The organism is Bacillus sp. RC240 (assembly GCF_044907945.1).
GTDB classification, from domain to species: domain Bacteria; phylum Bacillota; class Bacilli; order Bacillales; family Bacillaceae_G; genus Bacillus_A; species Bacillus_A mycoides.
Genome location: NZ_JBIYCT010000002.1, coordinates 430,705 through 456,249, shown reverse-complemented (window position 1 = coordinate 456,249; position 25,545 = coordinate 430,705). Strand labels below are relative to the sequence as shown.

Here is a 25,545-nt window from a genome sequence, read left to right as displayed (position 1 = left end):
GTCAGGGTGGAAAGGGGTTTTCATCTTTGGCTCATAATGACAAAAGTCAAATTACATTTTCTGTACAACATTTGATTGAGAGAAATACAAATAGAAGAAAAAAAACGCAGCGAATCAATCGAATTGTTCCGTTAATACTAAAAGCCATTGCTAGCGTGTCCATTGTAACGACACTTGGAATTATTATTACGTTGGCAAATGAAACAATCATGTTTTTTCAAAAGATATCATTGTATTCTTTTTTGACAGAGAAGGAATGGTTACCTTTTTTTGAAGATCCAAAATTCGGTATATTACCACTTATATGTGGAACAATCCTTGTAACAGCAATTGCCATGTTCGTAGCAATTCCTATTGGTTTAGGTTGTGCCGTGTTTTTAAGCGAATACGCTTCGAATGGCGCTCGGAAAATATTAAAACCTTTGTTAGAGCTACTAGCAGGCATCCCGACAATTGTATATGGTTTTTTCGCGTTAACAGTTGTCACACCACTTTTACAACGGGTTATACCAGATTTGCAGTTTTTTAATGCTATTAGTCCAGGTATTGTTATAGGGTTTATGATGATACCGACGATTGCGTCTCTCTCTGAAGATGCGATGAGAGCTGTAGCGAAAGGAATTAAAGAAGCCTCATTAGCGCTAGGAGCAACTCGTTTTGAGATGGTAAAACAAGTGGTGTTTCCATCGGCTTTTACGGGCATAATGGCAGCGATTATATTAGCAGCTTCCAGGGCAATTGGTGAAACGATGATTGTTGTTATTGCAGCTGGATCAACACCTAATGTATCGATAGATCCGACTCATTCTATTCAAACATTAACAGCCTATATTGTACAAGTGAGTTTAGGTGATGCTCCGCACGGAACGATTACTTATTACAGCATGTACGCTGTAGGTGCAACGTTATTTATGTTTACTTTTATTATGAATATCATTTCGCAATATATTATGCGCCGTTTTAGGAGGTTGACATAATATGCGAATGTTAAACCATAAGAACATACAAGAAAATATGGCATCGCGTTTTTTAAAGGATCGGATTTACAAGTGTTTGTTTTATATAGCAATTTTGTTTTCGGTAGTAATACTTTTTATATTGCTTTTTCAAATTTTTGAAAAAGGTATAAGTTATCTTTCAATAGATTTCTTTACAAACTTCGCCTCACGTAATCCGAGAGAAGCTGGGATTGTCGCTGCTTTGTCAGGAACAATACTATTTATGAGCATTGTTATACCAGTCTCTTTTATATTTGGAGTCGGAACAGCTCTTTATTTAGAGCATTATGCGAAGGAGTCCGTTTTTAAAAAGTTAATTGAATTAAATAATCAAACATTAGCAGGGGTACCTTCCGTTGTGTTTGGTTTACTCGGGTTAACTATTTTCGTATACGCTCTCCATTTGGGAGAGAGCATAATGGCAGCGGCACTGACGATGAGCTTACTCGTCTTACCAACTGTTGTTGTAGCTAGTCAAGAAGCGATTAGAACTGTGCCGAGCTCATTACTAGAGGCTTCTTACGGATTAGGTGCTACGAAATGGCAAACGATGTATCAAATTGTATTGCCAGTCGCTTTGCCAGGGATTGTAACGGGATGTACGTTAGCGGTATCGAGAGCAATTGGTGAGGCAGCACCATTATTAGTTATTGGGGCCCTTGCCTTTGCAAATTATGTTCCGTTCAGTATGTTTGATAGATTTACGGTTTTACCAATTCAAATTTTTAATTGGATGAGTAGACCACAAGAAGAATTTCAGTATGTAGCAGCAGCTGGGATGATTGTTTTGCTAGGATTGTTGCTCTTTATAAATATATTTGTCTTATGGTTACGAAATCGAAAATAAGTTGGAAGTGGATGAAAGGGGAATTCAAATGGTAGCAACAGTAGTAAATGTACAGGTGAAAAATGAAAAAAAGATTGAGACAGCACCAAAAAAAATAGTATTTGATACGAAAAATTTAAATTTATGGTACGGAGAAGACCATGCTTTAAAAGATATCAACTTAAGTATTCATGAGAATGAAGTAACAGCGATTATCGGTCCAAGTGGTTGTGGGAAATCAACATACTTAAAAACGCTAAATCGTATGGTAGAGTTAGTGCCTATCGTTCGAACTACGGGCGTTATCGAATATAGAGAACGAAACATATTTGATAAATCATATCCGGTTGAAGAATTACGTACGCATGTGGGTATGGTGTTCCAAAAGCCAAATCCATTCCCAAAATCTATTTATGAAAATGTAGCATATGGTCCGAAAATCCATGGTGTTCGTGACAAAAAAACACTTGATGAAATTGTTGAAAATAGCTTGCGCGGCGCAGCTATTTGGGATGAGTTAAAAGATCGTTTGCATGATAATGCATACGGTTTATCTGGTGGTCAGCAACAACGTCTATGCATTGCACGCTGCTTAGCGATTGAGCCAGACGTAATTTTAATGGATGAGCCAACATCGGCGCTAGATCCAATTTCAACATCAAAAGTAGAAGAATTAATTCAGGAGTTAAAGAAAGATTTTAGTATTGTTATCGTAACGCACAACATGCAACAAGCAGCACGAATTTCAGATAAAACTGCTTTCTTCTTAAGTGGAGAAGTTGTGGAATATACAGATACGAACAAATTATTTACAACACCTGCAGATAAGCGTACAGAAGACTACATTACAGGACGATTTGGTTGATATCGCTAGCAAGGCTAAGAGTAAAGACCCTCTTAACAGAGGGTAACTAACTGTTACGATTTATTTAACCAATTATAACCAAAGTTAATTAAATATATCAGTAAGCCCTGCTAGTCAAGTGATTGGCTAGTAGTGAGGGTTAACTGCGGGCAATCCCTAAAGCTGATTGAACTACAACGTGGCTAGAAATGGTGAGCGTGAATGTTGCGAAAGTAGAAAAAATCAATCAGATGATTAAGGAGTTGACTTCTGATGATATTGGCGAAGAAAGTCAGACTGATTCCAACGCCTGAACAAGAAAAGGTGCTTAGAAATCATGCTGGAGCTTCAAGATTCGCTTATAACTATTGTAAAAGGATGAGTGATAGATACTATAAGCTATTTGGAAAATCTGTTTCACAGTTAGATTTACAGAAACGATTTACAAAGATCAAGAAGCGAAAGAGATATGAGTGGTTAAATGAAATCAACGCACAAGTTCCCAAACAGGCTTCAAAAGATTTTGATAAGGCGAGAAGAAATTCGTTCAAAAAGTACAAAAATGGTTATCACACTTCTTATAAATCCAAAAAAGATTTAATTCAAGGATTTTATGCCAATTATGAAAGACTGATTATAGGAAAGAAAGTAGTTGATATTCAGTCTATTGGAGAAGTGAAAACAAGCCAACAACTACCAAGAAACAAAAAATCATCAAATCCAAGAGTTACATTTGATGGTCGTCACTGGTGGATTAGTGTAGGGTTCCAGGAAGACTTTGAATCACAAGAACTAACCAATGAGTCGATTGGTGTGGATGTTGGTGTAAAAGAGCTGTTTGTAGCTTCTAATGGTACGAAAGAACGAAATATAAACAAAGATGCTAAGGTTAAAAAACTTTTGAAAAGGAAAAAGTCAGCGCAAAGAGATATGTCTAGGAGATTTAAAAAAGGTGTAAAAATTCAATCTGCCGGATATGAAAAAGCTAAAACTGAGCACCTTCGGTTATCTAGGAAAATTACGAATATCCGAAATAACCATATCCATCAATCAACAGCTAAATTGGTGAAAACCAAACCAATGAGGATTGTTGTGGAAGACTTACATATCTCAAACCTGTTAAAAAACAAAAAACTATCGAAAGCATTTTCATTTCAAAAATTAAACTTCTTCTTTCAATGTTTATCATACAAGTGTGAGAAGTACGGCATTGAATATGTAAAAGCTGATAAATGGTTCGCTTCCAGCAAGATTTGCTCATGTTGCGGAGTTAAATACGACCATTCAGTTCAATCAGAAGGACAGTGGAGTTTAAAGATTCGTGAATGGGACTGTGTTCAATGCAATAGCCATCACGATAGGGATTTGAATGCTTCGATAAATTTATCAAGATGGGTAAAATAAATGCTTGATAATATGAGGTAACGATACTGCCTCGTGTGGAGTGTTATACCCCTCGTCCCTTCGGGGTTGCGAGAACACTTTGAAGCACTAACTTGTGTGAATTTGATTGAATTGTATAGATTTAGTTAAGTTTATCGTATCGGCATTTCTCACTTTCACCTCATTCTAATAGGGGAGTAATATTTCTCTTTTCTCAAGGCGTAATAAACATACAAGAAGCGGGGTAGGGGATTTATCCCGCTATTTGCCGGGCAGTAAAACTCCCACCTCAAAATTTGGATGGAGCAAAGAAGTTAGGTGGGAGTTTTACTGCCCGTAAACGCCCGATTGGTGAAGGCTAATAATCAGTGGGAGATGAACAAAACCCCCACTGATTAAAGTTTCACTTTATATATAATGGCACATAATATTGAGGGGGAAGAAATGATGGTAAGAGAACAGTTTCAATGTGATTTAAAAACGTTACAGCAAAAGGTGATCGAGCTTGGTGAGTTAGCAAGTGGAGCTTTATTGATTGCTATGGAAGGTCTTCACAACAGGGATGTAGAGAAAGCGTTAGAAGTCATTGATGGGGATTATCGCATGGATAATTTAGAAGAGGAAATAAATGACCTTGCGCTTATGCTTATTACAAAGCAGCAGCCTGTAGCAAGTGATTTAAGAAGAATTTTCATTTCAATTAAAACAGCGACAGATTTAGAACGTATTGCAGACCATGCTGTTAATATTGCGAAATCAACAATTCGTCTTGGTGAAAAAGAAGTGGTTGTTAGTTTACATAATCTTGAGGAAATGTTTGAGATTGCTCATAAGATGTTAAATTTAGCATTAGAAGCATATGAGCAAGAAAATTTAACTTTTGCTAAACAAATTGCTGAAATGGATGATTCAGTTGATGAAATTTATGGGAAGGCGATTCGTGAATTTATTTCATCTATCCCTGGACAACCAGAAGCGATTACACAAATTACACAACTATCCTTTGTTGCAAGATATATTGAGCGTGTAGCAGACCATGTTACAAATATTGCCGAGAATGTATTTTATGTAGTAAAAGGAAAGCATTATTTATTGAATGAGTAGGGGGAAAAGTAGGTGATGAGAAATCACCTGCTTTTTTTAGTCAAAACATGACAAAAAAAGCTCGTTGTTTCCTTTAGTCTATGATGATAAGATGTATCATAATTAATGGAAAAATAAGTACATATATGTTAGTTACGTCTTATTAATTATTTTACCAAGTTAATGGTAAGCGCTTTCTTTTTGGTGGGAGTTAAAAGGTACATTTATTTATAAAGTGAGGCTTTAATTAGTGGGGCTGTCTCTCGCTGATTGTTAGATCATACCAAACCGGACTTTTACTGCAGTTAATGTGGGGTAAATGATATACGGAGTTCTTGAACATTATATAAGTGGAGGCTGAAGTATATGAAGGGGGTTATTTTAGCTGGAGGAAAAGGGAGACGCCTTAGACCATTAACATGTAATACTCCAAAACCGATGTTACCATTGTTAGAAAAACCAGTTCTTGAATATAATATTGAATTATTACGTCAGCATGGTATTCGTGAAATTGCAATTACAGTTCAATATATGAGTACCGCTATTAAGCAATACTTTGGTGATGGTAGTAAGTGGGGAGTTAACTTGTATTATTTTGAAGATTCTCCTCCGCTTGGAACAGCAGGGAGTATTAAGCAAGCCGAAAGTTTTTTAGATGAAACATTTGTTGTTATTAGTGGGGATGCACTAACTGACTTTCAATTATCAGAAGGAATTGCATTTCATGAACAGAAGAAGAGAATGGTAACGATGTTTGTGAAAGAAGTAGAAAACCCACTCTCATTTGGCTTAGTTGTAATGAATAAAGAACAAGAAATTATACGATATATAGAAAAGCCGAGCTGGAATGAGGTAGTTTCTAATATTGTGAATACAGGTATTTATATAATGGAGCCGGAAATCTTTTCTTACATACCATCCATGGAATTTTCGGATTTCAGTCATGATGTGTTTCCTTTATTGGCAAATAAAAATGCTTTATTTGCATATTTATCAGAAGACTATTGGCTAGATATTGGTACATTTGATCAATATCGGCAAGCTCAATTCGATTTGTTGACGAAAAAATTGAAGGTGCCTATTCCATATACAGAAGTATTACCGATGGTGTGGATGGGAGAAGGTGTAACGATAGGAAAAGGGACGAAAATTCATGGCCCTTCTTTTATTGGAGAAGGAGCAATGATTGGTGCAGGGGCTGTAATTGAACCGTACTCTATTATCGGGAAAAATAGTATCGTTTCAAGTTATTCTCATCTTCAAAAAAGCATCATTTTTGCAAATTCTCATATAGGAAAAAATTGTGAGTTGTTAGAAACAACAATAGGAGATCATACAATGGTCGAAGATGATGTTACACTTTTTCAAAAAAGTATTGTAGCGGATCATTGTCATATAGGGAAAAGTACAGTAATTAAGCAAAAAGGAAAAATATGGCCATATAAGGAGATAGATAGTCATTCGATAGTAGGTTCTGCCGGTGTTAAAGAGAGTGAAAAGAGTGCAGGATGGTTACAAAAAAGCCGAATTGTAGGAAGGGGTAATGTTGAAATTACTCCTCAATTTATTGTGAAAGTTGCAATGGCTTATGGATCTCTTTTTGCCAAAGGGGAGAGTATATTGATTGGAAGTCAGGAAAATATAGAAACAACTTCCTTTAAAAATTTATTCCTCCATGCCATTCATGGCAGCGGGATTCATACGATGGAATGTAAAGAAATGAATGAGTCGCTTTTTCAGTATGCCATTCATAATTTGCAATGTGCAGGTGGAGTTTTCGTTCAAGTGGAAAGCGAAAGAGGGATTGTTATACAACTGTATGGCAAGGAGGGCTCGTTTTTAACGTATAAGCAGCAAAAAGAGATAGAACAAGTATATATGTCTGAGTCGTTTTATTACGCTTCTGAGAAAGAACTGGGGCGAAATAAGCTAGTTCACGTTTCTGCAAATAATTATGTAGAAGCTGTGTTAGAGCGTATTGATATTGAAACGATACAAAAACAGAAGTTTCATCTTCTTATTAATAAGAGAAATGATATGTTACAACATTTACTTATGATTTTTTTGCAAAGGCTCGGGTGCACAGTTACATGGATTTATGCGGGTGAACAAAAGCATCATGTGAAAGCCTTGATGAAATCAAGTAAAGTAAATATGGCACTTATGTTTTCAGAGCAAGGAAATTATTTCGAGTTATATGATAATTATAGTAATATTTACCAGGGAACAGATTTTGAAGAGGTAGATATTCCAGATTTATTACTTGAATCGGCAGGAAATATTTACCCGATGTCTTTGAAATTAGGAGAATGTTACCTTCTATTTTATACGCAGGATGAAAAAAAGTCGTTTCAAGCGAGATGGAAGCGAGATATTTTATATCGAATTGGAAAATTATTCGAGCTAATAGCATTGCAGGGAAAAACATTTCTCAGCATAGTAGAGCAATCACCTCCGCTCTATCTACTTTGTGATGAAGTTGTATGTTCATGGAATGAAAAAGGGAAAGTAATGAGGAAATTATTGGCTGATATGGAAAGAAAGGAAGAAGGTATATTTGAAGGAGTACAGTTCAAATATACCGAAAAAGAGTGGTCTTATATCGTTTCTGACACAAAACAACCGAAATTTTTAGTGTATTCGCATGCTAGAAACCCAGTAATAGCAAGGGAAAACATGAAAAATCTTATAGAAAAAATTAGACAATATCAAAAGGTGTAGAATTTTTATTTTAAAAGTGGTATTATAGTATAGTCTGATTTAAGTTATTAGTACTGGAGGGAAATAAGAATGCGTGTGAATATTACTCTAGCATGTACAGAATGCGGAGATCGTAACTATATCTCAAAGAAAAACAAACGTAACAACGCTGAGCGTATCGAGCTTAAAAAGTATTGCAAGCGTGACAAGAAGTCTACGTTACACCGTGAAACAAAGTAAGCAGTAGGAATATTTTCCTACTGTTTCTTTTTTTATTCGGTTCCTCTGTTAAAAGTGATACACTATCATCGTAGAGCAAAGTGTCACTGTGAGGGGGAAAATGTGTGAGAGAAGAGAAACTACGTTTACGTAAACAAATAATAGAACACATGAATTCTTTATCAGAAGAACGGTATACAACTTTATCAGAGCAAATTGCAGCTTCGTTGTATGCGCAAAAAGAGTGGGTTGAAGCTAAAACAATTGGAATCACCCTCTCAATGGAAAATGAAGTGAATACATATCCTATTATCGAAAAAGCTTGGGAAGAAGGAAAGAAAGTTGTTGTTCCGAAGTGTAATAAAGGAACACGAACGATGTCTTTCCGGAAAATTAGTAATTTTGATCAATTAGAAACAGTGTATATGAATTTACGTGAACCAATTCCAGCGCTTACGGAAGAAGTGAATGCAGATGAAATTGATCTTCAAATCGTGCCAGGCGTAGCTTATACAGAGCGAGGAGAACGGATTGGATATGGCGGTGGCTATTATGATCGTTATCTCGTGCATTATAAAGGGAAAGCGCTATCATTAGCTTATAGTTTTCAAATGGTAGAACATATTCCAGTAGAGCCATTTGATAAAAATGTAGAAAAAATTATTACAGAAAAAGGAACAATGGTTAAAAATGGGCTTGTATAGACAAATAAAAATTGACGAGACTTTTTCTTCGTGATTATAATAAAATATGTGAACGTTTTCTTATTATAATTTTTTATAGTAAGTGAGCATAGAGGGTGATGAAATGGTATCTATTTATGATATTCAGCAATTGCTAAAGAAATTTGGTACGATTATTTATACGGGTGATCGAATTGCAGATTTACAATTAATGCAAGATGAATTGCGTGAATTAAATCAATCACAGCTAATCGACCCACAAGACTATCAAACAGCTTTATTTTTATTGAAGCAAGAAATTCAAAAAGAGCTAAATAAGAATTAGATAAAGGTAGGTACGTAACATGGAAGAGAAATGGTTAGTTGGTGTTGACCTTGGTGGTACAACGATTAAATTAGCATTTATTAATGTGTATGGTGAAATTTTACATAAGTGGGAAATCCCTACGAATACAAATGAACAAGGAAAACATATTACACTTGATGTAGCGAAAGCTATTGATAAAAAGTTAGAAGAATTAGGTGAATTAAAAAGCAAGCTAATTGGTATTGGTATGGGAGCTCCTGGTCCTGTACATGTGGCATCTGGAATGATTTATGAAGCGGTTAATTTAGGATGGAAAAACTATCCGTTAAAAGATTTACTAGAAGTAGAAACGGGATTACCTGTTGTTATTGATAATGATGCAAACTTAGCGGCGCTTGGTGAAATGTGGAAAGGTGCTGGTGAAGGAGCAAAAGATTTAATTTGTATGACACTTGGCACTGGTGTTGGTGGTGGTGTTATCGCCAATGGTGAGATTGTACATGGTATAAGCGGTGCTGCTGGTGAGATTGGACATATTACAGTTGTTACAGAGAACGCTTTTCCATGTAATTGCGGGAAGTCGGGTTGTTTAGAAACGGTAGCCTCTGCAACAGGTATTGTACGTGTTGCTATGCAACAAATACAAGAGACAGATAAAGAAAGTGTTTTACGTTCTATGTTAGCAGAAGAAGGGCTTATTACATCAAAAGATGTATTTGAAGCACTTGGACAAGGTGACGAACTAGCAGGTGAAGTAGTGGAAAAAGTAGCTTCTTATTTAGGATTAGCTGTAGCGAACCTTGCTAGTACGTTGAATCCAGAGAAAATCGTAATTGGTGGTGGCGTATCTAAAGCTGGAGACGCACTATTAGAGCCAATTCAACGTTATTTCGAGCAATATGCTTTCTCTCGTGCTGTAAAGAGCACAAAGTTAGCAATTGCAATACTTGGTAATGATGCAGGTGTAATTGGAGGAGCGTGGCTTGTAAAAAAGCACAAATACGAGGCGAAGATGATATAAGTTGTGAATAATGAAAAGAGGAAGGGGCCCCCTTCCTCTTTTTATGCAAGATCTTGTTGGAGAATAAAAATGTAAATGGATTAAGCTGGTGGGTACCCATTATATAGAACAGTCATGATTGTAAACCATCCGAAAACAAGTACGGTTGCAATAGCGAAGCCGCCCGCGAATAAGTTTTTTTCGCGAAGTGTTCTAAGCGTAGCAAATACAGCTAACAGAGTGACTAGCGTAAAAATAATAACAAGGCCCATACAATATCCTCCTCTGTCTACTCATTCCTTAGAATGAGTTTTTAGAATATTTACTCTTTTATATTGTACATGTTTTAAAAATGATTGTCGAGATAACACGCCTTCTTTTCCTAAGAGAAAGAAATGTTGTATCATTAAAAGTAAATTAAATAACTGGAGGAGATTTTCATATGAAATGGATACAAATGCCTTTAGGCCCATTACAAACAAATGCTTATATTTTAACGAATGATCAAAATGAGTGTATTATTTTTGATCCTGGTCATGAAGGAGAGAAACTTGTTACATATTTACAGGAAGCACAGTTAAAGCCACTTGCGGTTTTATTAACACATGCTCATTTCGATCATATTGGTGCTGTTGATGCCGTGAGAGACGCTTTTCATATTCCTGTATACGTACATAAAGAAGAAGCGGATTGGTTAGGAGATGCAACTGTGAATGGCTCGCAAATTTTTATGATGAACCGCAGTATTACAGCAAAACCAGCAGACCATATTATTGACGAAGAGGGTACATTAACGATCGGTTCTTTTAGTTTTGAAATTTTTGAGACACCAGGACATTCTCCAGGAAGTATTTCTTATTACAGTAAAGAAGCGAATGCTGTATTTTCTGGAGATGTATTGTTCCAAATGAGTATTGGAAGAACGGATTTACCTGGTGGAAGTTTTGCTGAATTAATTGGAAGTATTGAAGAGAAATTATTTGTATTACCAGATGAAACAGCGGTGCTATGTGGACACGGTCCAGAAACAAGCATTGGTTTTGAAAAAGAAAATAATCCATTTTTACAATAAGGAGTCATTATGGGGATGGAGCTCAATTTAAGAGAATGGATGGGAAAAGAAAAGGATCATTCGATTTCATATAGTACGTATATGAACCTCGTATTATATGCAGAGGAACATGGGTATTATATGAGAGAACGTGAAAAAATCGGAAGACAGGGAGATTTTTTTACGAGTAGCAATGTATCTTCTGTATTTGCGAAGACTTTTGCTAAGTTTTTTATTCGGCTTGTTGAAAAGGGAGAAGTTTCTCCAAATATTTGTGAGATTGGTGGGGGAACAGGAAAGTTTGCCTATGATGTTTTACAAGAATGGAAACAATTATCTCCGGAAACCTTTATCAATTTAAACTATTCAATTATTGAAGTGAGCCCTTTTCATAGAAGGCTACAACAGGAGAGGCTTTGCTTATTTGATAATGTGTCGTATTATACATCTTATATTGAAATGGGAGAGTCTTTCGAAGGAATTATTTTTTCGAATGAATTATTTGATGCGTTTCCTGTTGAGATAGTTGAGAAAAGAAATGGAATTTTGTATGAAGTACGTATCACGTATACAGATGAGGGAAACCTTACAGAAGTATTTAGACCGATAGAGAAAAGAGTCGGTCGTTACTTATTGAAATATAACATTCATATTGCTGAGGGACAGCGCTTTGAAGTGCCTATTGCAATGGAAGAGTATATAGAAGAGATTGCGAAATGGTTTCAGAAAGGTATATGTATTACAGTTGATTATGGATATACAAAAGAAGAATGGATGCATCCTGCACATCGTGAAGGAAGTTTAAGAGGATATTATAAGCACAAGCTAATTCGTAATCCTCTTGCATATCCAGGAGAAATGGATCTTACTACGCATGTTCATTGGGATGAGTTGAAGATGAATTTTGAGCTGCACGGAATTAATACGATATGGCATAGGAAGCAATCAGAGTTTTTGTTAGCAGCAGGAATATTAGATCAGCTTGCTAGCCATCAAGATACCAACCCTTTTTCTGAAACTCAAAAACTAAATAGAGCTATTCGCTCTATGATTTTGAACGGAGGATTAGGTAATGCTTTCGATGTTGTTATACACACAAAAGATATGAAGAATTTACTTTTGAATCAATATTTAACGATATGAAAAAAACAAGACACAGTATTTTCTGTGTCTTGTTTTTTAATACGACTTTTAATTATGTAGCATTATATATTTTCTCTCATGATATATATTTATATTAAAGATATGAGATGAAAAATATAGAATACACTCTTTTTCTCTGTCTATAGGTCCCTAACCTAATAATACACGAACGAGTTGAATAATTGTTTCGTTTTCTACTTTGTAGTAAATTTCCAATCCTTTTCTTTCACTAGAAACGATTTTAGCACTTTTTAACTTTGCTAAATGCTGTGAAATTGTAGATTGTGGCATGTTTAAGCCTGTGTACATTGTAGAAACGTTGCTTGGGCCACGTTCAATTAATCCCTTTACAATACATAAGCGAACAGGATGAGCAAGCACTTTCAATAATTCTGCATTGCTTTCATATAGTTCTATTTCTTTTTGAAAGGTTTCTAACATGTTCTTTTCCACCTCCGTGTGAGCTGTTATACCATACTATACATACCAAAAAATCAAAGAAAAGAAAACAGTTGTTGCAGAAAAAAAGTCCTAAAGTAAAGAAATTGTAAGAAAAGAGACCCTGATGTAAATAAAATAGATAAATTTGCACAGTTTTGTAAAATGACATTTTTGAGTGAAAATTTTGATGCGTTTCAAAAATTGAAAGATATAGATATATTCGTAACACAATTTTATCATGATTTTCTTATTCTTTCAAATGAATATACAAAATTTTTAAAATAATATGACAAAGGAATTATAATGTTATATATAGAATATATAACAGGTTAAAAGAAAAGAAGCTGATTATGATCAGCTTCTTTATAATGGTGATAATGAAATATTTGAATGTGGCTGATAAATCTTAGAATGATCAAGTTATTAGTCATTTATTCTAGAGTTCATCTTGTATCAATTTTAAAAATCTGTGATTCCATATATTTTCATAAAAATTAATTGTCTCTTTTGCGGACATAAATGGATTATTTAACGTAGAGGTTGTTTTCTGTATCATGAAGTTTTCGTATCCCAGTCCATGGGCAAATTTAATCGTAGCATCCATACAGTACTCTGTTTGGGCACCACAAAATTCAATATGATGTACAGATAATTGGTCTAAAATCTCTTTTAAGTTCGTTTTATAAAATGAATTTGCATGTGTTTTTCTTACAAAAAAATCTTGTTCTTGAACATCTAGATCGGTATGAATAGCCCAAAGTTCTTTTTCGGGTACTAAATCATCATCACAATGTTGAACAAAAATGATTGGTTTATTTGATTTTCTATAGGAAGAAATTCTTTTATTTACTTTTGTAAGCAAGTTTTGTAAATCAAATAAATGCTCTCCGCTATAACATACCCCATTTTGTAAATCGATAACGATTAAAACATCTGCACAAGTATCCATTATTTTTGCCCCTTTTTTACTTTTTAATATATCAATTAATTCATTACTTGGAAATAGATGGTGCTCTTTCGTTTTTTTATGAACTATACGAAAAGTAAAAAATATATTTAACGGCATAAAAAAGAAGATATGAAAACTTAATTTCATATCTTCTGTTCGTCCTATGCATTTACAGGTTCTTCTACATAAGAAAGGGCATTTTCAAAATCGGATATTAAATCGTCAACATTTTCAAGGCCAACGGATAAACGAAGTAATGAATTAGAAATACCTCTTTCATCACGAGCTTCTTGCGACAATGCTGCATGTGACATTTTAGCTGGGTAGGAAAGAATCGATTCGACAGCTCCTAAACTAACTGCGAAGACAGGTAATTTTACTTTTGATAAAAATTGGCGGAGTGCGTCTTCTGATTGTAAAGTGAAAGATAGGACAGCTCCGGCTGATGTAGCTTGAGATTGTTGAATGTCAAATCCAAGATGTGTTTGTAAGCCAGGATAATAGACATTTTGAACTTTAGTGTGCTCTTGTAAAAAATGTGCGATTTTGTTGGCACCTGCAGCTGAATGTTCGAGACGTACATGCAATGTTTTAATGCCGCGAAGCACGAGAGAACAATCTTGCGGTCCTAAAATAGCACCAAAAGCGTTTTGTAGAAAGCCGAGCTTTTGAGCGAGTTCTTCATCTTTTACGACAGCTAATCCGGCGGTGACATCGCTATGACCAGCAATAAACTTTGTAGCGCTATGAAGAACGACATCAGCGCCAAGATCAAGCGGTTTTTGAAATAGTGGTGTCAAAAATGTATTATCAACAAAAGTAAGAGCACCAATAGATTTTGCAAGATTAGAAACAGCACGAATATCTGTCACTTTTAAAAGTGGGTTAGAAGGTGTTTCTACATAAAAGAGCTTCGTATTTGGTTTAATGTTTTCTTTTACTTCTTCCACATTGGTCATATCAACAAATGTATGTGAAACACCATAACGGGAGAGAACTTCAGTAACAATTCGATAAGTACCTCCATATACATCTTCTGAAATAAGAACATGGTCACCTTGTGAAAGAAGGAGAAATGCAGTAGAAATGGCTGCAATGCCTGATGCAAAGGCAAATCCTTTTGTCCCGCCTTCTAATAAAGCAATGATATCTTCAAGAGCTTCACGTGTTGGATTTCCAGATCTACTATAGTCATACTTTCCGAAAGCATCTACATCAAACTGATGGAATGTTGATGTGTTATAGATGGGAACGTTAACAGCTCCTGTGTGTGTGTCATGCTTGTATTGATTATGCAGTAAAAGCGTATCTATGGAATAACTCATATTCTTACACCTTCTTTTACAAGTTTAATTGCTTGCTTTAAGTCTTGAATTAAGTCGTTGCTATTTTCGATGCCGACTGAAAAACGGAGAAGACGATTACACACACCACGTGCTGTTCGAACATCTTCTGGAATATCGGCATGAGTTTGCGTTGCTGGATAAGTCATTAAACTTTCGACACCGCCAAGACTTTCAGCAAATGTAATTAAGGATAAAGATTGTAAGAAAGGATTAATCCAAGTTTCATCTTGAAGGCGAAATGAAATCATACCACCTCTTCCTGGATAAAATACATCTGTCACACCATCTTCATCATTTAAATAAGCAACAATTGCATGAGCGTTTTCTTCATGCTGTTTCATGCGAAGTGCTAAAGTCTTCATGCCTCGAATTAATAGCCATGAATCAAACGGGCTTAAGACAGCACCAGAGGCATTATGATAATGAGCAAGCTCCTCGCAAAGAGATTTCCCTTTCGCAACGACAAGTCCGCTTAGTACATCGTTATGACCGCCTAAATATTTAGTTGCGCTATGAAGGACGATGTTTGCACCTTCTGTTAATGGTTGCTGTATATAAGGTGTATAGAACGTGTTATCTACAATAAGAAGTAGTCCGTGCCTTTTCGCTACACTTGCTACACTTACGATATCAGTTACTTGCATTAATGGATTAGTCGGTGTTTCTATGAAAATAGCCTTCGTTTGAGATGTGATTGCTTGCTCAATTTGTTTAATAGATTGTGTATCTACGTATCTACATCGAATATTCCACTTGTCTTCATGTTCGGAAAATAGACGATATGTTCCCCCGTATAAGTCTTCAGATACGATAAGCTCATCTCCGGAACGGAATAGTGAAAGGACAAGGAGAACAGCCGCCATTCCTGAACTACAGGCATACCCTTGCTCACCGCTTTCTAAGTCTGCAATTGCCTGTTCTAAAAGGCCACGAGTCGGATTTCCAGTTCTTGAATAGTCAAATCCAGTAGATTTACCAATTCCTTCGTGACGATAAGCAGTTGAGAAATAAACAGGTGGATTAACCGTTCCTGTTGTAGCTTCGCTACGGTTCCCGATTTGTGCTAGTTTTGTTTCGATTGTTGACATGTGAAAATTCCCCCTTTTTAAAGTGAACGACTAAGTGAAAATAAAAAAAGCCTTCTAAGAAGAAGGCTTTCGGATTGAATAGAGTCTTCTTCTCATCTGTCAAATCTTTCACAATTTGCTGGAATTAGCACCTTATTAACGAATGAATGTTAATGGTTGCTGAGGCGTCAAAGGGCCAGTCCCTCTACCTCTCTAGATAAGAATGTTCGTATGAAATTTTATTATGGTTTTAACTTTACAACAAAAGATAATTGAATTGCAACTTTATTTTAAATAATTTTTATTTTTCCGCAAGTGTCATTGACTTTTATTTTAGTGCGTGCTAAATTTATAAAAAATTAACAAACATTGTTAAAAGGGGAACGTATTTCCTTTTAGCTACATAAATAAAATAATAAAGACAAACTCTTATTGAGAGCGGTGGAGGGAAAGGCCCTGTGAAACCCGGCAACCTTCAAACTAAATGTTTGAAACGGTGCTAAAACCTGCAAAACGTGTGTTTTGCATAATAAGAGGAGGAACAATTATGTCCCCCTCTTCAAAGTGAAGAGGGGGTTTTTATATTGATAGAAATGAGGGAGATTCGTGAAATTACTAGATTTATTATCAAAAGGAATTGTAATAGGTGATGGTGCGGTTGGAACGTTATTACATTCGCATGGTTTACAAAGTAGTTTTGAAGAATTGAATTTGTCTGATCCGGACTTAATTATATCGATCCATAAACAATATGTAGCTGCTGGAGCGGATGTTATTCAAACGAATACGTATGGTGCGAATGAAGCGAAACTCCGCATGTATGGTCTAGAAAATCAAGTTGTCCAAATTAATAAAGCGGCAGTGAATATTGCGAAAGCATCAGTAACAGATCGGAATGCAATTTTAGGGACAATTGGAGGTATGAAACATATTGGTGCTGTTACAACGACTGATATAGAGCGAGAATTTATGTTACTTGAGCAGGCAGGTGCTTTACTAGAAGAACAGGTTGATGGATTACTATTAGAAACTTTTTATGATGAATTTGAATTATTGCATGCGGTTAAAGTATTGCGTAAACAAACGAATATTCCGATTGTTGCTCAGTTAGCGTTACATGAGGCAGGTACGACTCAAAATGGGAATGATGTCAATGAAATATTAAAACAGCTTTTAGATTACGGTGCCAATGTTGTTGGGTTGAACTGTCAACTAGGCCCGCTTCACATGACGGAAGCTTTCAAAATGATATCGATTCCTCAAAATGGCTATTTATCAGCATATCCGAATGCAGGTCTCCCGAATTATGTGGAAGGGCGTTACGTATATGAGGGAAGTCCAGCGTATTTTGAAGAAATGACACCGAAATTTATTGAACAAGGTATTCGTTTATTAGGTGGTTGTTGTGGTACTACCCCGGAACATATTGAAGGAATGAAACGTGCTATTGCAAATGTTGCACCTGTAATAGCAAAGGAGACGATTCAAAGGCCTAAAGTGGTCCATACACATGAGAAGCGTTCGAGAGCTCATGTTACTCTAGCAGAAAAGGCAAAGAAACAAACGACAGTTGTAGTGGAATTAGATCCACCGAAAACGTTAGACACGCAGCGTTTTTTTGAAGGGGCAAGAGCACTGAAAAGGGCTGGAGCGGATGCTATTACTCTAGCAGATAATTCATTAGCATCTCCTCGTGTTTCGAATATGGCTATGGGTGCATTATTAACGAAGCATGATATTCCAGTATTGACGCATTTAACGTGTAGAGACCATAACGTCATTGGACTACAGTCTCACTTACTTGGATTATCAGCATTAGGTATGGAGGAAGTGCTAGCTTTAACTGGTGATCCAGCGCGCGTTGGTGATTTCCCAGGTGCAACTTCTGTATATGATTTGTCATCGATAGAGCTCATTAAAATGATTAAAGAGATGAACGACGGACGCTCTATTTTAGGGAAATCAATTGGTCCGGCAACAAGATTTTCTGTTGGAGGTGCATTCAATCCTCATGTAAGGCATTTAAAAGCAGCGGTCAAGCGAATGGAACGAAAAATTGATGCTGGTGCTGAATATTTCTTAACGCAGCCGATATATGATGTTGCTTTAATAGAAGAAGTATATGAGGCGACAAAGCATTTGGAACAACCTATCTTTATTGGAATTATGCCGTTAGTAAGTAAGCGGAACGCAGATTTTCTTCATTTTGAAGTGCCAGGTATTACTCTCCCTGAAGAGATAAGACAAAGAATGGATGGACATGAAACGAAAGAGGCAGCCATAGAGGAAGGGATTCGTATTTCACAAAAGTTGATCGATGCGGCGATGAAATACTTTAACGGTATTTATCTTATTACACCGTTTTTAAAATATGAAATTACAGAACATCTCGTGAAATATGTGAGAGAAAAGCAAGAAGTGAAAGAAGGTATTAATTGATGAAACGAATAGAAGAGAGATTACAACATGAAATTTTAATATTAGATGGTGCAATGGGAACGATGATCCAGCAAGAAGACTTAACAGCGGAAGATTTTGGAGGAGAAGAATACGAAGGTTGTAATGAATATTTAGTAAAAACAAGACCGGATGTTATTTTAAATATTCATAAAGTCTACATTGAAGCTGGAGCAGATATTATTGAAACGAATACGTTTGGTGCAACAAATATTGTATTAAGTGATTATGCATTGTCTCATTTAGATGAAGAGTTAAACGAAAGGGCAGCGCTTTTGGCGAAGCAAGCGGTTAAAGAAAGTGGGAAAGAAGTGTATGTTGCGGGAGCGATGGGACCAACGACGAAAGCGATTAGTGTTACAGGTGGTGTGACTTTTGAAGAGTTAATTGAAGCCTATACAAGGCAAGCGAGAGGACTATTAAGAGGAGAAGTTGATGTATTACTCGTTGAAACGAGTCAAGATATGCGTAATGTGAAAGCTGCGTACATTGGAATTCAATCGGCGTTTGAAGAACTAAACAAAATAGTACCTATTATGATTTCTGGAACAATTGAACCGATGGGAACGACTTTAGCGGGTCAAACGATCGAAGCCTTTTATTTATCGGTAGAGCATATGAAGCCATTATCGGTTGGATTAAACTGTGCTACTGGTCCAGAATTTATGAGGGAACATATACGTTCCCTATCTGATTTATCGGAGTGTTATATTTCGTGTTATCCAAACGCTGGTCTTCCTGATGAAGATGGGCATTATCACGAATCTCCAGCGTCACTTGCTGAAAAAGTAAAACGTTTTGCTGAAGAAGGATGGATTAATATTATTGGTGGTTGTTGTGGCACAACACCAGAACATATACGTGTAATGAAATCGGCGCTTGCCTCGATTAATCCTCGTGAGCATCATGAAAGGGTTGGACATGGAATTAGTGGACTAGAAGCGTTGCAATACGATGATTCTATGAGGCCTTTATTTGTTGGAGAAAGGACGAATGTAATTGGATCGCGTAAGTTTAAAAGATTAGTAGCAGAAGGGAAATTTGAAGAGGCTGCTGAAGTGGCAAGAGCGCAAGTGAAGAAAAATGCTCATATTATTGATATTTGTATGGCAGACCCTGATCGTGATGAAATAGAAGATATGGAAAGATTCTTGGCAGAAGTTACGAAAGTGTTAAAAGTACCGATTATGATTGATTCAACAGATGAAAATGTTATGGCGAAAGCTCTTACTTATATTCAAGGAAAAGGTGTTATCAATTCTATTAATTTAGAGGATGGAGAAGAACGTTTTGAAAAAGTGACACCCCTTCTTCGGAAATACGGTGCTGCGATAGTTGTAGGGACAATTGATGAAGATGGTATGGCAGTTAGTGCAGAAAGAAAGATAGAGATTGCTAAAAGAAGCTATGAATTACTAACGAAAAAGTATGGTATACGCCCATCTGATATTATTTTTGATGCGCTTGTGTTTCCTGTAGGAACAGGTGATGAAGAATATATAGGTTCAGCGGCAGCGACTATAGAAGGAATTCGTCTTATTAAAGAAGCGTTACCAGAATGTTTAACGATTCTAGGTGTGAGTAATATATCTTTTGGTTTACCACCAGCTGGACGTGAAGTATTAAACTCTGTCTTTCTATATCATGCAACGAAAGCAGGATTAGATTATGCGATTGTTAATACGGAAAAATTAGAACGCTATGCGTTAATTCCAGAGGAAGAAAAACGTCTTGCGGATGCATTATTATTTGAAACGACGAAAGAGACGTTAGAAAAATTTACAAACTTTTATCGTGTTGCCAAAAAGAAAGATGTCGTTATACAAGAAACGCTAACACTTGATGAACGACTGGCAAATTATATTGTAGAAGGTACGAAGCAAGGACTACAAGAAGATCTAAGTCTCGCGCTTACAGAAGGACGAAAACCTCTGGATATTATTAACGGGCCGCTTATGACAGGAATGGATGAGGTGGGGCGATTATTTAATGGTAATGAGCTTATCGTTGCTGAAGTATTGCAAAGTGCTGAAAGTATGAAAGCTGCCGTAAGTTATTTAGAGCCACATATGGAATCTAGTGAGAGTGCAAAAAAAGGGAAAGTATTATTAGCGACTGTTAAAGGAGACGTACATGATATTGGGAAAAACCTTGTTGAAATTATTTTATCAAATAACGGATATGAAATTATTAATTTAGGAATTAATGTTCGTTCGGATCGAATTGTTCAAGAAGTACAAGAAAAGAAACCTGATATTATTGGCCTTTCGGGTTTGTTAGTAAAATCAGCGCAACAAATGGTAACGACTGCTGAAGATTTAAAAGCAGCGAATATTGATATTCCAATTGTTGTAGGTGGTGCAGCACTAACGAGGAAATTTACAGATAATCGTATTTCTCCATCTTATAAAGGGCTCGTATGTTATGCAAGTGATGCAATGACAGGTCTTGATATTATTAACAAATTACAAAAAGAAGAAGAACGTGAAAAGATGAAGCGAGATAAAAAGGAACGCCATCTTCATATTGTGAAACAAGAGGAGAAAAAAATAGAAATTCCCGCAGTTATTGAGCCGTTGCCAAAAGCAACTGTTATAGTGCCAGATTCGACGAAACGAGTTGTATTACGGGATATTCCTGCCCTTCATCTTGCACCGTTTTTAAATAGACAAATGTTAATTGGACACCATCTTGGGTTAAAAGGAAACGTAAAAAAACTCTTGCAAGAAGGGGATAAAAGAGCACATGAGCTAAATGATTTAATTGATGAATTATTACAAGAAGGACAATCTTGGTTACGCCCAAAAGCGGTGTATCAATTTTTCCCGGCGCAAAGTGATGGACAAAATATAATTATATACGATCCGGAAAATTACACACGTATTATAGAGCGATTTGAATTTCCGAGACAAGGGAAAGCACCATACCGTACTTTAGGAGATTATATACGCCCGATTGGAGATGAGATGGATTATGTCGCTTTCTTATCTGTTACCGTTGGAGAAGGGGTTCGAGATATTGCAGAGGAATGGAAGGCGAAGGGAGATTATTTACGCAGTCATGCGATTCAGTCGTTAGCACTTGAATTAGCAGAAGGACTTGCTGAAAAAACACATATGCTCATTCGTGATCGTTGGGGAATTCCAGATTCACCTGAACTGACGATGGAAGAGAGATTCCGTACAAAATATAGAGGAATACGCGTATCATTTGGTTATCCAGCATGCCCAGAACTTGCTGATCAAGAAAAATTATTTCGCTTAATTCATCCAGAAGAAATAGGTATTTCATTAACAGAAGGATTTATGATGGAGCCAGAAGCGTCTGTAACGGCTATGGTATTTTCTCACCCTGAGGCAAGGTATTTTAGTGTACTATAGTGTAGAAGGGGGAGACGTATGAAAAAAATAGTCTTTACAGGTGGCGGTTCGGCCGGGCATGTAACACCTAATTTAGCAATTATTCCACATTTACAAAAGCAGAACTGGGATATCTCTTATATTGGTTCTCATCAAGGTATTGAGAAAACGATTATAGAAAAAGAAGGAATCCCATACCATAGTATTGCAAGCGGGAAGCTACGTCGTTATTTTGATTTGAAAAATATAAAAGATCCTTTTCTCGTGATGAAGGGTGTTATGGATGCGTACGTAACAATTCGTAAACTAAAACCGGATGTTATTTTTTCAAAAGGTGGTTTCGTATCCGTACCAGTCGTAATAGGAGGGTGGCTAAATAGGGTGCCAGTTTTATTACATGAATCTGATATGACACCTGGACTAGCAAATAAAATTGCGCTCCGTTTTGCCTCGAAAATATTTGTTACATTTGAAGAAGCAGCGAAACATTTACCGAAAGAAAAAGTAATATATACAGGATCGCCTGTACGTGAAGACGTACTAAGAGGAAATCTTGAAAAAGGTTTAAAGTTTCTAGGGTTTTCCCGGAAGAAATCAGTTATTACTGTTATGGGAGGAAGTTTAGGCGCAAAGAAAATTAATGAAACGGTTCGATCGGCACTTCCAGATCTTCTGAAAAATTATCAAATTGTGCATCTTTGCGGAAAAGGAAATCTTGATGAATCCTTACAAAATAAAGAAGGATATAGACAATTTGAATATGTACATGAAGAGTTGCCGGATATATTAGCAGCAACAGATTTTGTTATTTCGCGTGCGGGATCCAACGCGATTTTTGAATTTTTAACAATGCAAAAGCCGATGGTTTTAATTCCGTTATCGAAATTTGCAAGCCGTGGAGATCAAATTTTAAATGCTGAATCCTTTAAAAGACAAGGGTATGCATCGGTATTATATGAAGAGGATGTAACGGTGAACTCACTTATAAAGCATATAGAAGAGCTATCTCATAATAATGAGACGTATAAAACAGCATTAAAAAAATATAATGGAAAAGAAGCGATTAAAACTATCATTCAACATATTTCAGAGGCATGATTAAACAATCATGTCTTTTTTAGTAGGATGAAAGATTCCAAGAATTGATATTTTTATGTTACAATAAAGTGAAACTTTAATCAGTGGGGGGTTCATCCCCACTGATTATTAGCCCTCACCAATCGGGCTTTTACGGGCAGTTAATCCCACACCTAACTTCTTTGTTTTCGTTGAATTTTGAGGTGGGGGTCTTACTGCCCGTTAATGCGGGGTAACAAATGGTTAATAGGGAAATTCCAATTGATTAAGCGTGAAAATACGAATGGATTAGGAGTGACTGTGTTGGAGCTAAGTCTCTATGAAAATACTGCACTTATTATATGCTTTGTGTTGTACGTTGGTAGTGTTATTGTTTATATTTCACGGAAATTTTCACAAGAACGAGAGCTTGAAAAATCAGAAATAACAGCTGAACTAGAAATGTTAGCTGATGAAAGTTATAAAAAACAAAAAATAAAAGAAGATCATGAGGCACCCCATCATTGAAACGCAAATAAGTTCTAAGGATGGGGATTTTTTTTGAAAAAATCCCATTAACGCTAAAAAAGGAGTTTCCCCATACATATTTAAGGAGTGAATATAAATGAAATTTTATATTGCTTCAGGATTTCAAAATAAACATCTTGTTCGTTTCGTATCAAGCCAGTTGAAAGAAGTGGGATGGCAGCATACATATGATTGGACGAAAAATGAAAGAGCAACCAATAGAGAACAATTGCAAAAGATTGGTGAAGAAGAACAAGAAGCGATACGAGAAGCTGATGTTTTCTTACTCATACTAGAGGGTGGGAATGGAAGTCATACAGAATTAGGGATGGCAATTGCTTTAGAAAAGAAAATTTATATATATCACAAGGGCAATGAGTTGCAAACGACATTCTACCATTTACGAGAAGTTGATATTTTCGAAGGAGAAATTGAGGGGCTTGTCTCATATATATTGAATAAAGTGGAATGTTAGACGTGGGAATGTAGCGAGAAATATTTTTTGCAAAAAAAGAGTGAAGGTTACCATTAGGCTATTTTGGGCACAGTGATTATAAGTAAAGCATATAAAGGAGTTATACATATGAAATTAGAAAATGGATGGGAAACAAGTTTTTTAGAGGTTGTACAAAACAGTGAATTTAAGAAAGATGCAATTCTTAGTCAATTGCTTTTTGCGGATAGTGAAGAAGTAGAAGAGCTTGTTGATGATTACGGTTATGAAGAGATTATTGAACGCGAACATGATGATGAGTTAGCAGGAATTTTAGGAGAAGAACTTTTCAGTGAGCTGGAGCGAAACGTATTCTTATCTCCACAGCCAGAAGAAAAACTTATTTCATTCGTAAATGGATTAGGTTTTCATGTGTTAGATTGGATTGTGCTTCTTGAAACAGAATTTGGCATTGATAGCGCAAACTTCACATCGGATGCAGTGAAAATGTTAGAAAAGCGCTTTAGACAGTTTCCCTATATAGAAGAGAAGACAATTTTTGATATGACGTTTGAAGAAGCGATGGATGTATTAGAATCTGTTACAGGATTACAGCTGAAGGGGAAAATGAACGTATAATGAAAAAGAACGTGATAGCTTCACGTTCTTTTTTTTTACATAATAATAATTTTATCATCTAGCTTTGTTTGTCCAGTAAGAAGTGCATTTAAATACTCTACTTTTCGTATGCAAGCTTGTATATGTCTTTCAACCTCTTGTAACTCTGCTTGGTGATGCGTTTCAATTGGATGAATTTGTACGTTAAATTTTTCGAATTGACTACTATATGTTATTTCTGCATAGCCGCTCATAATATCGGTTTCGTTATGAAATAAAAATTGCTTCGTTTCTTCACAGAATGATACATCCTGAAAGCCATATACTTTTAATGCTTCAATTACTTTGTTAATCATGTTTGTATTCATTTTTTAACCCTCTTTACGAAGTTCTACTTTTATATTATAACATAAAAAATTACGTAGAAAGCGCTTCCAAGTGTATTTTATTATAAACTTTACGTTTCAATCATAAAAATGAAACAAAGAAAAAATAATTGTAAAGAAGGAAGGACTCTTTTATTGTTTCGTCATATATATAGAGAAATAGTGCAATGAAAGGAAATTTTCCGAGGTGGAGATTGTATTTCCAATTTGAGCGCAGTAAAAGAGGTGAGAATCTTGAACTTTGATATTGTAGGACAAAAAGCATATATAAAAGATGGGCCGCATCGGAACCGAATTGGAACTGTAAAGAAAAATGAAAAACAATTAGAATCCCATTTTGCTATTGTAATTGGGGAACAAAGTATTGCTGTAGAGCTAAAGGATATCGTGTTAGTTGGAGTAGATGTAGGACAATTTCATACATGGTGCGAGCAAAATGGTTATTTGTGAAAGGGACGGGCTGTGAGATAATGAAATATATTTGAGAAAAGAGAATATGTTATTATATTCTCTTTTTTTATGTGTAAGGAGATAGAAATGAAGTATAAAGAACGAGATTTTACATTGGAGTTAAAAGAGCAACTAGAAGAGTTTTTAGTAGAAGTATAAAGATTGGTTTTTATAAAACCTTACAAAAATGTAATTTTTATAAAAGTCCGAAAAGATAT

Annotated in this window: 25 protein-coding genes and 2 riboswitches; of the genes, 19 read left to right on the top strand and 6 right to left on the bottom strand. The window is 35.9% G+C overall.

Annotated elements, in window-relative coordinates; translation table 11 throughout:
* Positions 1-26: 26 nt before the first annotated feature.
* The 10 genes from pstC (at position 27) to glcK (ending at position 10,064) form a co-directional block, all read left to right on the top strand.
* The gene (pstC, locus tag ABH955_RS10370; RefSeq protein ID WP_002088646.1) at positions 27-977 is read left to right on the top strand and encodes a phosphate ABC transporter permease subunit PstC; all 951 of its coding nucleotides are present in this window, start codon (positions 27-29) and stop codon (positions 975-977) included.
* Between the two features lies 1 nt (position 978).
* Complete coding sequence (gene pstA, locus ABH955_RS10365; RefSeq protein ID WP_002088645.1) at positions 979-1,845, top strand: phosphate ABC transporter permease PstA; 867 nt, start codon at positions 979-981, stop codon at positions 1,843-1,845.
* 28 nt (positions 1,846-1,873) lie between these two features.
* Positions 1,874-2,689, top strand: a complete 816-nt coding sequence (gene pstB, locus ABH955_RS10360) for a phosphate ABC transporter ATP-binding protein (RefSeq protein WP_002088644.1) — start codon at positions 1,874-1,876, stop codon at positions 2,687-2,689.
* Between the two features lie 252 nt (positions 2,690-2,941).
* On the top strand, positions 2,942-4,072 hold the full coding sequence (locus ABH955_RS10355) for an RNA-guided endonuclease InsQ/TnpB family protein (protein WP_404491096.1): 1,131 nt from the start codon (positions 2,942-2,944) through the stop codon (positions 4,070-4,072).
* Between the two features lie 426 nt (positions 4,073-4,498).
* Positions 4,499-5,155, top strand: a complete 657-nt coding sequence (gene phoU / locus ABH955_RS10350; protein WP_002015145.1) for a phosphate signaling complex protein PhoU — start codon at positions 4,499-4,501, stop codon at positions 5,153-5,155.
* A gap of 345 nt (positions 5,156-5,500) precedes the next feature.
* Positions 5,501-7,855 carry a sugar phosphate nucleotidyltransferase gene (locus tag ABH955_RS10345; RefSeq protein WP_404491094.1) on the top strand — a complete coding sequence of 785 codons (2,355 nt, stop codon included), beginning with the start codon at positions 5,501-5,503 and terminating at the stop codon, positions 7,853-7,855.
* Positions 7,856-7,924: 69 nt separating this feature from the next.
* Complete coding sequence (rpmG, locus tag ABH955_RS10340; protein WP_001265616.1) at positions 7,925-8,074, top strand: 50S ribosomal protein L33; 150 nt, start codon at positions 7,925-7,927, stop codon at positions 8,072-8,074.
* Between the two features lie 104 nt (positions 8,075-8,178).
* On the top strand, positions 8,179-8,757 hold the full coding sequence (locus tag ABH955_RS10335; protein WP_002034038.1) for a 5-formyltetrahydrofolate cyclo-ligase: 579 nt from the start codon (positions 8,179-8,181) through the stop codon (positions 8,755-8,757).
* 103 nt (positions 8,758-8,860) lie between these two features.
* Positions 8,861-9,061, top strand: coding sequence for a YqgQ family protein (locus ABH955_RS10330; protein WP_000253699.1), 201 nt, complete (start codon positions 8,861-8,863; stop codon positions 9,059-9,061).
* A gap of 19 nt (positions 9,062-9,080) precedes the next feature.
* A complete protein-coding gene (gene glcK, locus ABH955_RS10325; protein WP_002034037.1) occupies positions 9,081-10,064 on the top strand; it encodes a glucokinase in 984 nt (327 codons plus the stop codon).
* Positions 10,065-10,144: 80 nt separating this feature from the next.
* Here the strand turns inward: glcK and ABH955_RS10320 are convergent, their stop codons facing one another.
* On the bottom strand, positions 10,145-10,315 hold the full coding sequence (locus ABH955_RS10320) for a DUF2759 domain-containing protein (RefSeq protein WP_002034036.1): 171 nt from the start codon (positions 10,313-10,315) through the stop codon (positions 10,145-10,147).
* Positions 10,316-10,485: 170 nt separating this feature from the next.
* Between ABH955_RS10320 and ABH955_RS10315 the strand changes: the two genes are divergently transcribed.
* Positions 10,486-11,115 (top strand): MBL fold metallo-hydrolase, encoded by a 630-nt coding sequence (locus ABH955_RS10315; RefSeq protein ID WP_002015137.1) that lies wholly within the window; start codon positions 10,486-10,488, stop codon positions 11,113-11,115.
* Between the two features lie 9 nt (positions 11,116-11,124).
* Complete coding sequence (locus ABH955_RS10310; RefSeq protein ID WP_219303545.1) at positions 11,125-12,237, top strand: class I SAM-dependent methyltransferase; 1,113 nt, start codon at positions 11,125-11,127, stop codon at positions 12,235-12,237.
* 150 nt (positions 12,238-12,387) lie between these two features.
* Here ABH955_RS10310 and ABH955_RS10305 read toward each other — a convergent pair whose 3' ends face one another.
* From ABH955_RS10305 to metI, 4 genes are all read right to left on the bottom strand, one after another.
* Positions 12,388-12,678 carry an ArsR/SmtB family transcription factor gene (locus ABH955_RS10305; protein WP_000894375.1) on the bottom strand — a complete coding sequence of 97 codons (291 nt, stop codon included), beginning with the start codon at positions 12,676-12,678 and terminating at the stop codon, positions 12,388-12,390.
* 436 nt (positions 12,679-13,114) lie between these two features.
* Positions 13,115-13,627 (bottom strand): cysteine hydrolase family protein, encoded by a 513-nt coding sequence (locus tag ABH955_RS10300; protein WP_219303752.1) that lies wholly within the window; start codon positions 13,625-13,627, stop codon positions 13,115-13,117.
* A 161-nt stretch (positions 13,628-13,788) separates the two neighbouring features.
* The gene (gene metC, locus ABH955_RS10295; RefSeq protein WP_002143144.1) at positions 13,789-14,952 is read right to left on the bottom strand and encodes a cystathionine beta-lyase; all 1,164 of its coding nucleotides are present in this window, start codon (positions 14,950-14,952) and stop codon (positions 13,789-13,791) included.
* Positions 14,949-16,061, bottom strand: coding sequence for a cystathionine gamma-synthase/O-acetylhomoserine thiolyase (metI, locus tag ABH955_RS10290; protein WP_002143142.1), 1,113 nt, complete (start codon positions 16,059-16,061; stop codon positions 14,949-14,951). The genes metC and metI overlap by 4 nt, the downstream gene beginning before the upstream one ends.
* An 89-nt stretch (positions 16,062-16,150) precedes the next feature.
* A riboswitch (SAM riboswitch) is annotated at positions 16,151-16,264 on the bottom strand.
* Between the two features lie 202 nt (positions 16,265-16,466).
* Positions 16,467-16,576: riboswitch (SAM riboswitch) on the top strand.
* A gap of 70 nt (positions 16,577-16,646) precedes the next feature.
* Here metI and ABH955_RS10285 point away from each other — a divergent pair.
* The 6 genes from ABH955_RS10285 to ABH955_RS10260 all read left to right on the top strand — a co-directional run bounded on the left by ABH955_RS10285 (position 16,647) and on the right by ABH955_RS10260 (position 24,512).
* Positions 16,647-18,479 (top strand): bifunctional homocysteine S-methyltransferase/methylenetetrahydrofolate reductase, encoded by a 1,833-nt coding sequence (locus ABH955_RS10285; protein WP_404491092.1) that lies wholly within the window; start codon positions 16,647-16,649, stop codon positions 18,477-18,479.
* Positions 18,479-21,877, top strand: a complete 3,399-nt coding sequence (metH, locus tag ABH955_RS10280; protein ID WP_404491090.1) for a methionine synthase — start codon at positions 18,479-18,481, stop codon at positions 21,875-21,877. Before ABH955_RS10285 ends, metH begins: the two co-directional genes overlap by 1 nt.
* Before the next feature lie 18 nt (positions 21,878-21,895).
* The gene (locus ABH955_RS10275; protein ID WP_002067149.1) at positions 21,896-22,954 is read left to right on the top strand and encodes an undecaprenyldiphospho-muramoylpentapeptide beta-N-acetylglucosaminyltransferase; all 1,059 of its coding nucleotides are present in this window, start codon (positions 21,896-21,898) and stop codon (positions 22,952-22,954) included.
* A 243-nt stretch (positions 22,955-23,197) separates the two neighbouring features.
* Positions 23,198-23,440 (top strand): DUF3966 domain-containing protein, encoded by a 243-nt coding sequence (locus tag ABH955_RS10270; protein WP_085960924.1) that lies wholly within the window; start codon positions 23,198-23,200, stop codon positions 23,438-23,440.
* A gap of 97 nt (positions 23,441-23,537) precedes the next feature.
* Positions 23,538-23,915 (top strand): nucleoside 2-deoxyribosyltransferase, encoded by a 378-nt coding sequence (locus ABH955_RS10265; RefSeq protein WP_002034029.1) that lies wholly within the window; start codon positions 23,538-23,540, stop codon positions 23,913-23,915.
* Positions 23,916-24,023: 108 nt separating this feature from the next.
* Positions 24,024-24,512: a hypothetical protein gene (locus ABH955_RS10260; protein WP_002015119.1), complete on the top strand. Its 489-nt coding sequence runs from the start codon at positions 24,024-24,026 to the stop codon at positions 24,510-24,512.
* A gap of 35 nt (positions 24,513-24,547) precedes the next feature.
* Here ABH955_RS10260 and ABH955_RS10255 read toward each other — a convergent pair whose 3' ends face one another.
* Positions 24,548-24,859, bottom strand: a complete 312-nt coding sequence (locus ABH955_RS10255; RefSeq protein ID WP_002129099.1) for a hypothetical protein — start codon at positions 24,857-24,859, stop codon at positions 24,548-24,550.
* A gap of 252 nt (positions 24,860-25,111) precedes the next feature.
* Between ABH955_RS10255 and ABH955_RS10250 the strand changes: the two genes are divergently transcribed.
* Positions 25,112-25,327: a DUF3912 family protein gene (locus ABH955_RS10250; protein WP_219303540.1), complete on the top strand. Its 216-nt coding sequence runs from the start codon at positions 25,112-25,114 to the stop codon at positions 25,325-25,327.
* The last annotated feature ends 218 nt before the right edge of the window (positions 25,328-25,545 follow it).

What these genes read in the sequence shown, in the direction of transcription:
- ABH955_RS10305 (WP_000894375.1), bottom strand. Translation starts at nt 12,678, where the DNA reads ATGTTAGAAACCTTTCAAAAAGAAATAGAACTATATGAAAGCAATGCA.
- ABH955_RS10275 (WP_002067149.1), top strand. Translation starts at nt 21,896, where the DNA reads ATGAAAAAAATAGTCTTTACAGGTGGCGGTTCGGCCGGGCATGTAACA.
- glcK (WP_002034037.1), top strand. Translation starts at nt 9,081, where the DNA reads ATGGAAGAGAAATGGTTAGTTGGTGTTGACCTTGGTGGTACAACGATT.
- ABH955_RS10260 (WP_002015119.1), top strand. Translation starts at nt 24,024, where the DNA reads ATGAAATTAGAAAATGGATGGGAAACAAGTTTTTTAGAGGTTGTACAA.
- ABH955_RS10310 (WP_219303545.1), top strand. Translation starts at nt 11,125, where the DNA reads ATGGGGATGGAGCTCAATTTAAGAGAATGGATGGGAAAAGAAAAGGAT.
- ABH955_RS10300 (WP_219303752.1), bottom strand. Translation starts at nt 13,627, where the DNA reads ATGGATACTTGTGCAGATGTTTTAATCGTTATCGATTTACAAAATGGG.
- metH (WP_404491090.1), top strand. Translation starts at nt 18,479, where the DNA reads ATGAAACGAATAGAAGAGAGATTACAACATGAAATTTTAATATTAGAT.
- ABH955_RS10315 (WP_002015137.1), top strand. Translation starts at nt 10,486, where the DNA reads ATGAAATGGATACAAATGCCTTTAGGCCCATTACAAACAAATGCTTAT.
- ABH955_RS10345 (WP_404491094.1), top strand. Translation starts at nt 5,501, where the DNA reads ATGAAGGGGGTTATTTTAGCTGGAGGAAAAGGGAGACGCCTTAGACCA.
- pstB (WP_002088644.1), top strand. Translation starts at nt 1,874, where the DNA reads ATGGTAGCAACAGTAGTAAATGTACAGGTGAAAAATGAAAAAAAGATT.
- ABH955_RS10320 (WP_002034036.1), bottom strand. Translation starts at nt 10,315, where the DNA reads ATGGGCCTTGTTATTATTTTTACGCTAGTCACTCTGTTAGCTGTATTT.
- ABH955_RS10355 (WP_404491096.1), top strand. Translation starts at nt 2,942, where the DNA reads ATGATATTGGCGAAGAAAGTCAGACTGATTCCAACGCCTGAACAAGAA.
- rpmG (WP_001265616.1), top strand. Translation starts at nt 7,925, where the DNA reads ATGCGTGTGAATATTACTCTAGCATGTACAGAATGCGGAGATCGTAAC.
- ABH955_RS10330 (WP_000253699.1), top strand. Translation starts at nt 8,861, where the DNA reads ATGGTATCTATTTATGATATTCAGCAATTGCTAAAGAAATTTGGTACG.
- pstA (WP_002088645.1), top strand. Translation starts at nt 979, where the DNA reads ATGCGAATGTTAAACCATAAGAACATACAAGAAAATATGGCATCGCGT.
- phoU (WP_002015145.1), top strand. Translation starts at nt 4,499, where the DNA reads ATGGTAAGAGAACAGTTTCAATGTGATTTAAAAACGTTACAGCAAAAG.
- ABH955_RS10265 (WP_002034029.1), top strand. Translation starts at nt 23,538, where the DNA reads ATGAAATTTTATATTGCTTCAGGATTTCAAAATAAACATCTTGTTCGT.
- metI (WP_002143142.1), bottom strand. Translation starts at nt 16,061, where the DNA reads ATGTCAACAATCGAAACAAAACTAGCACAAATCGGGAACCGTAGCGAA.
- ABH955_RS10255 (WP_002129099.1), bottom strand. Translation starts at nt 24,859, where the DNA reads ATGAATACAAACATGATTAACAAAGTAATTGAAGCATTAAAAGTATAT.
- metC (WP_002143144.1), bottom strand. Translation starts at nt 14,952, where the DNA reads ATGAGTTATTCCATAGATACGCTTTTACTGCATAATCAATACAAGCAT.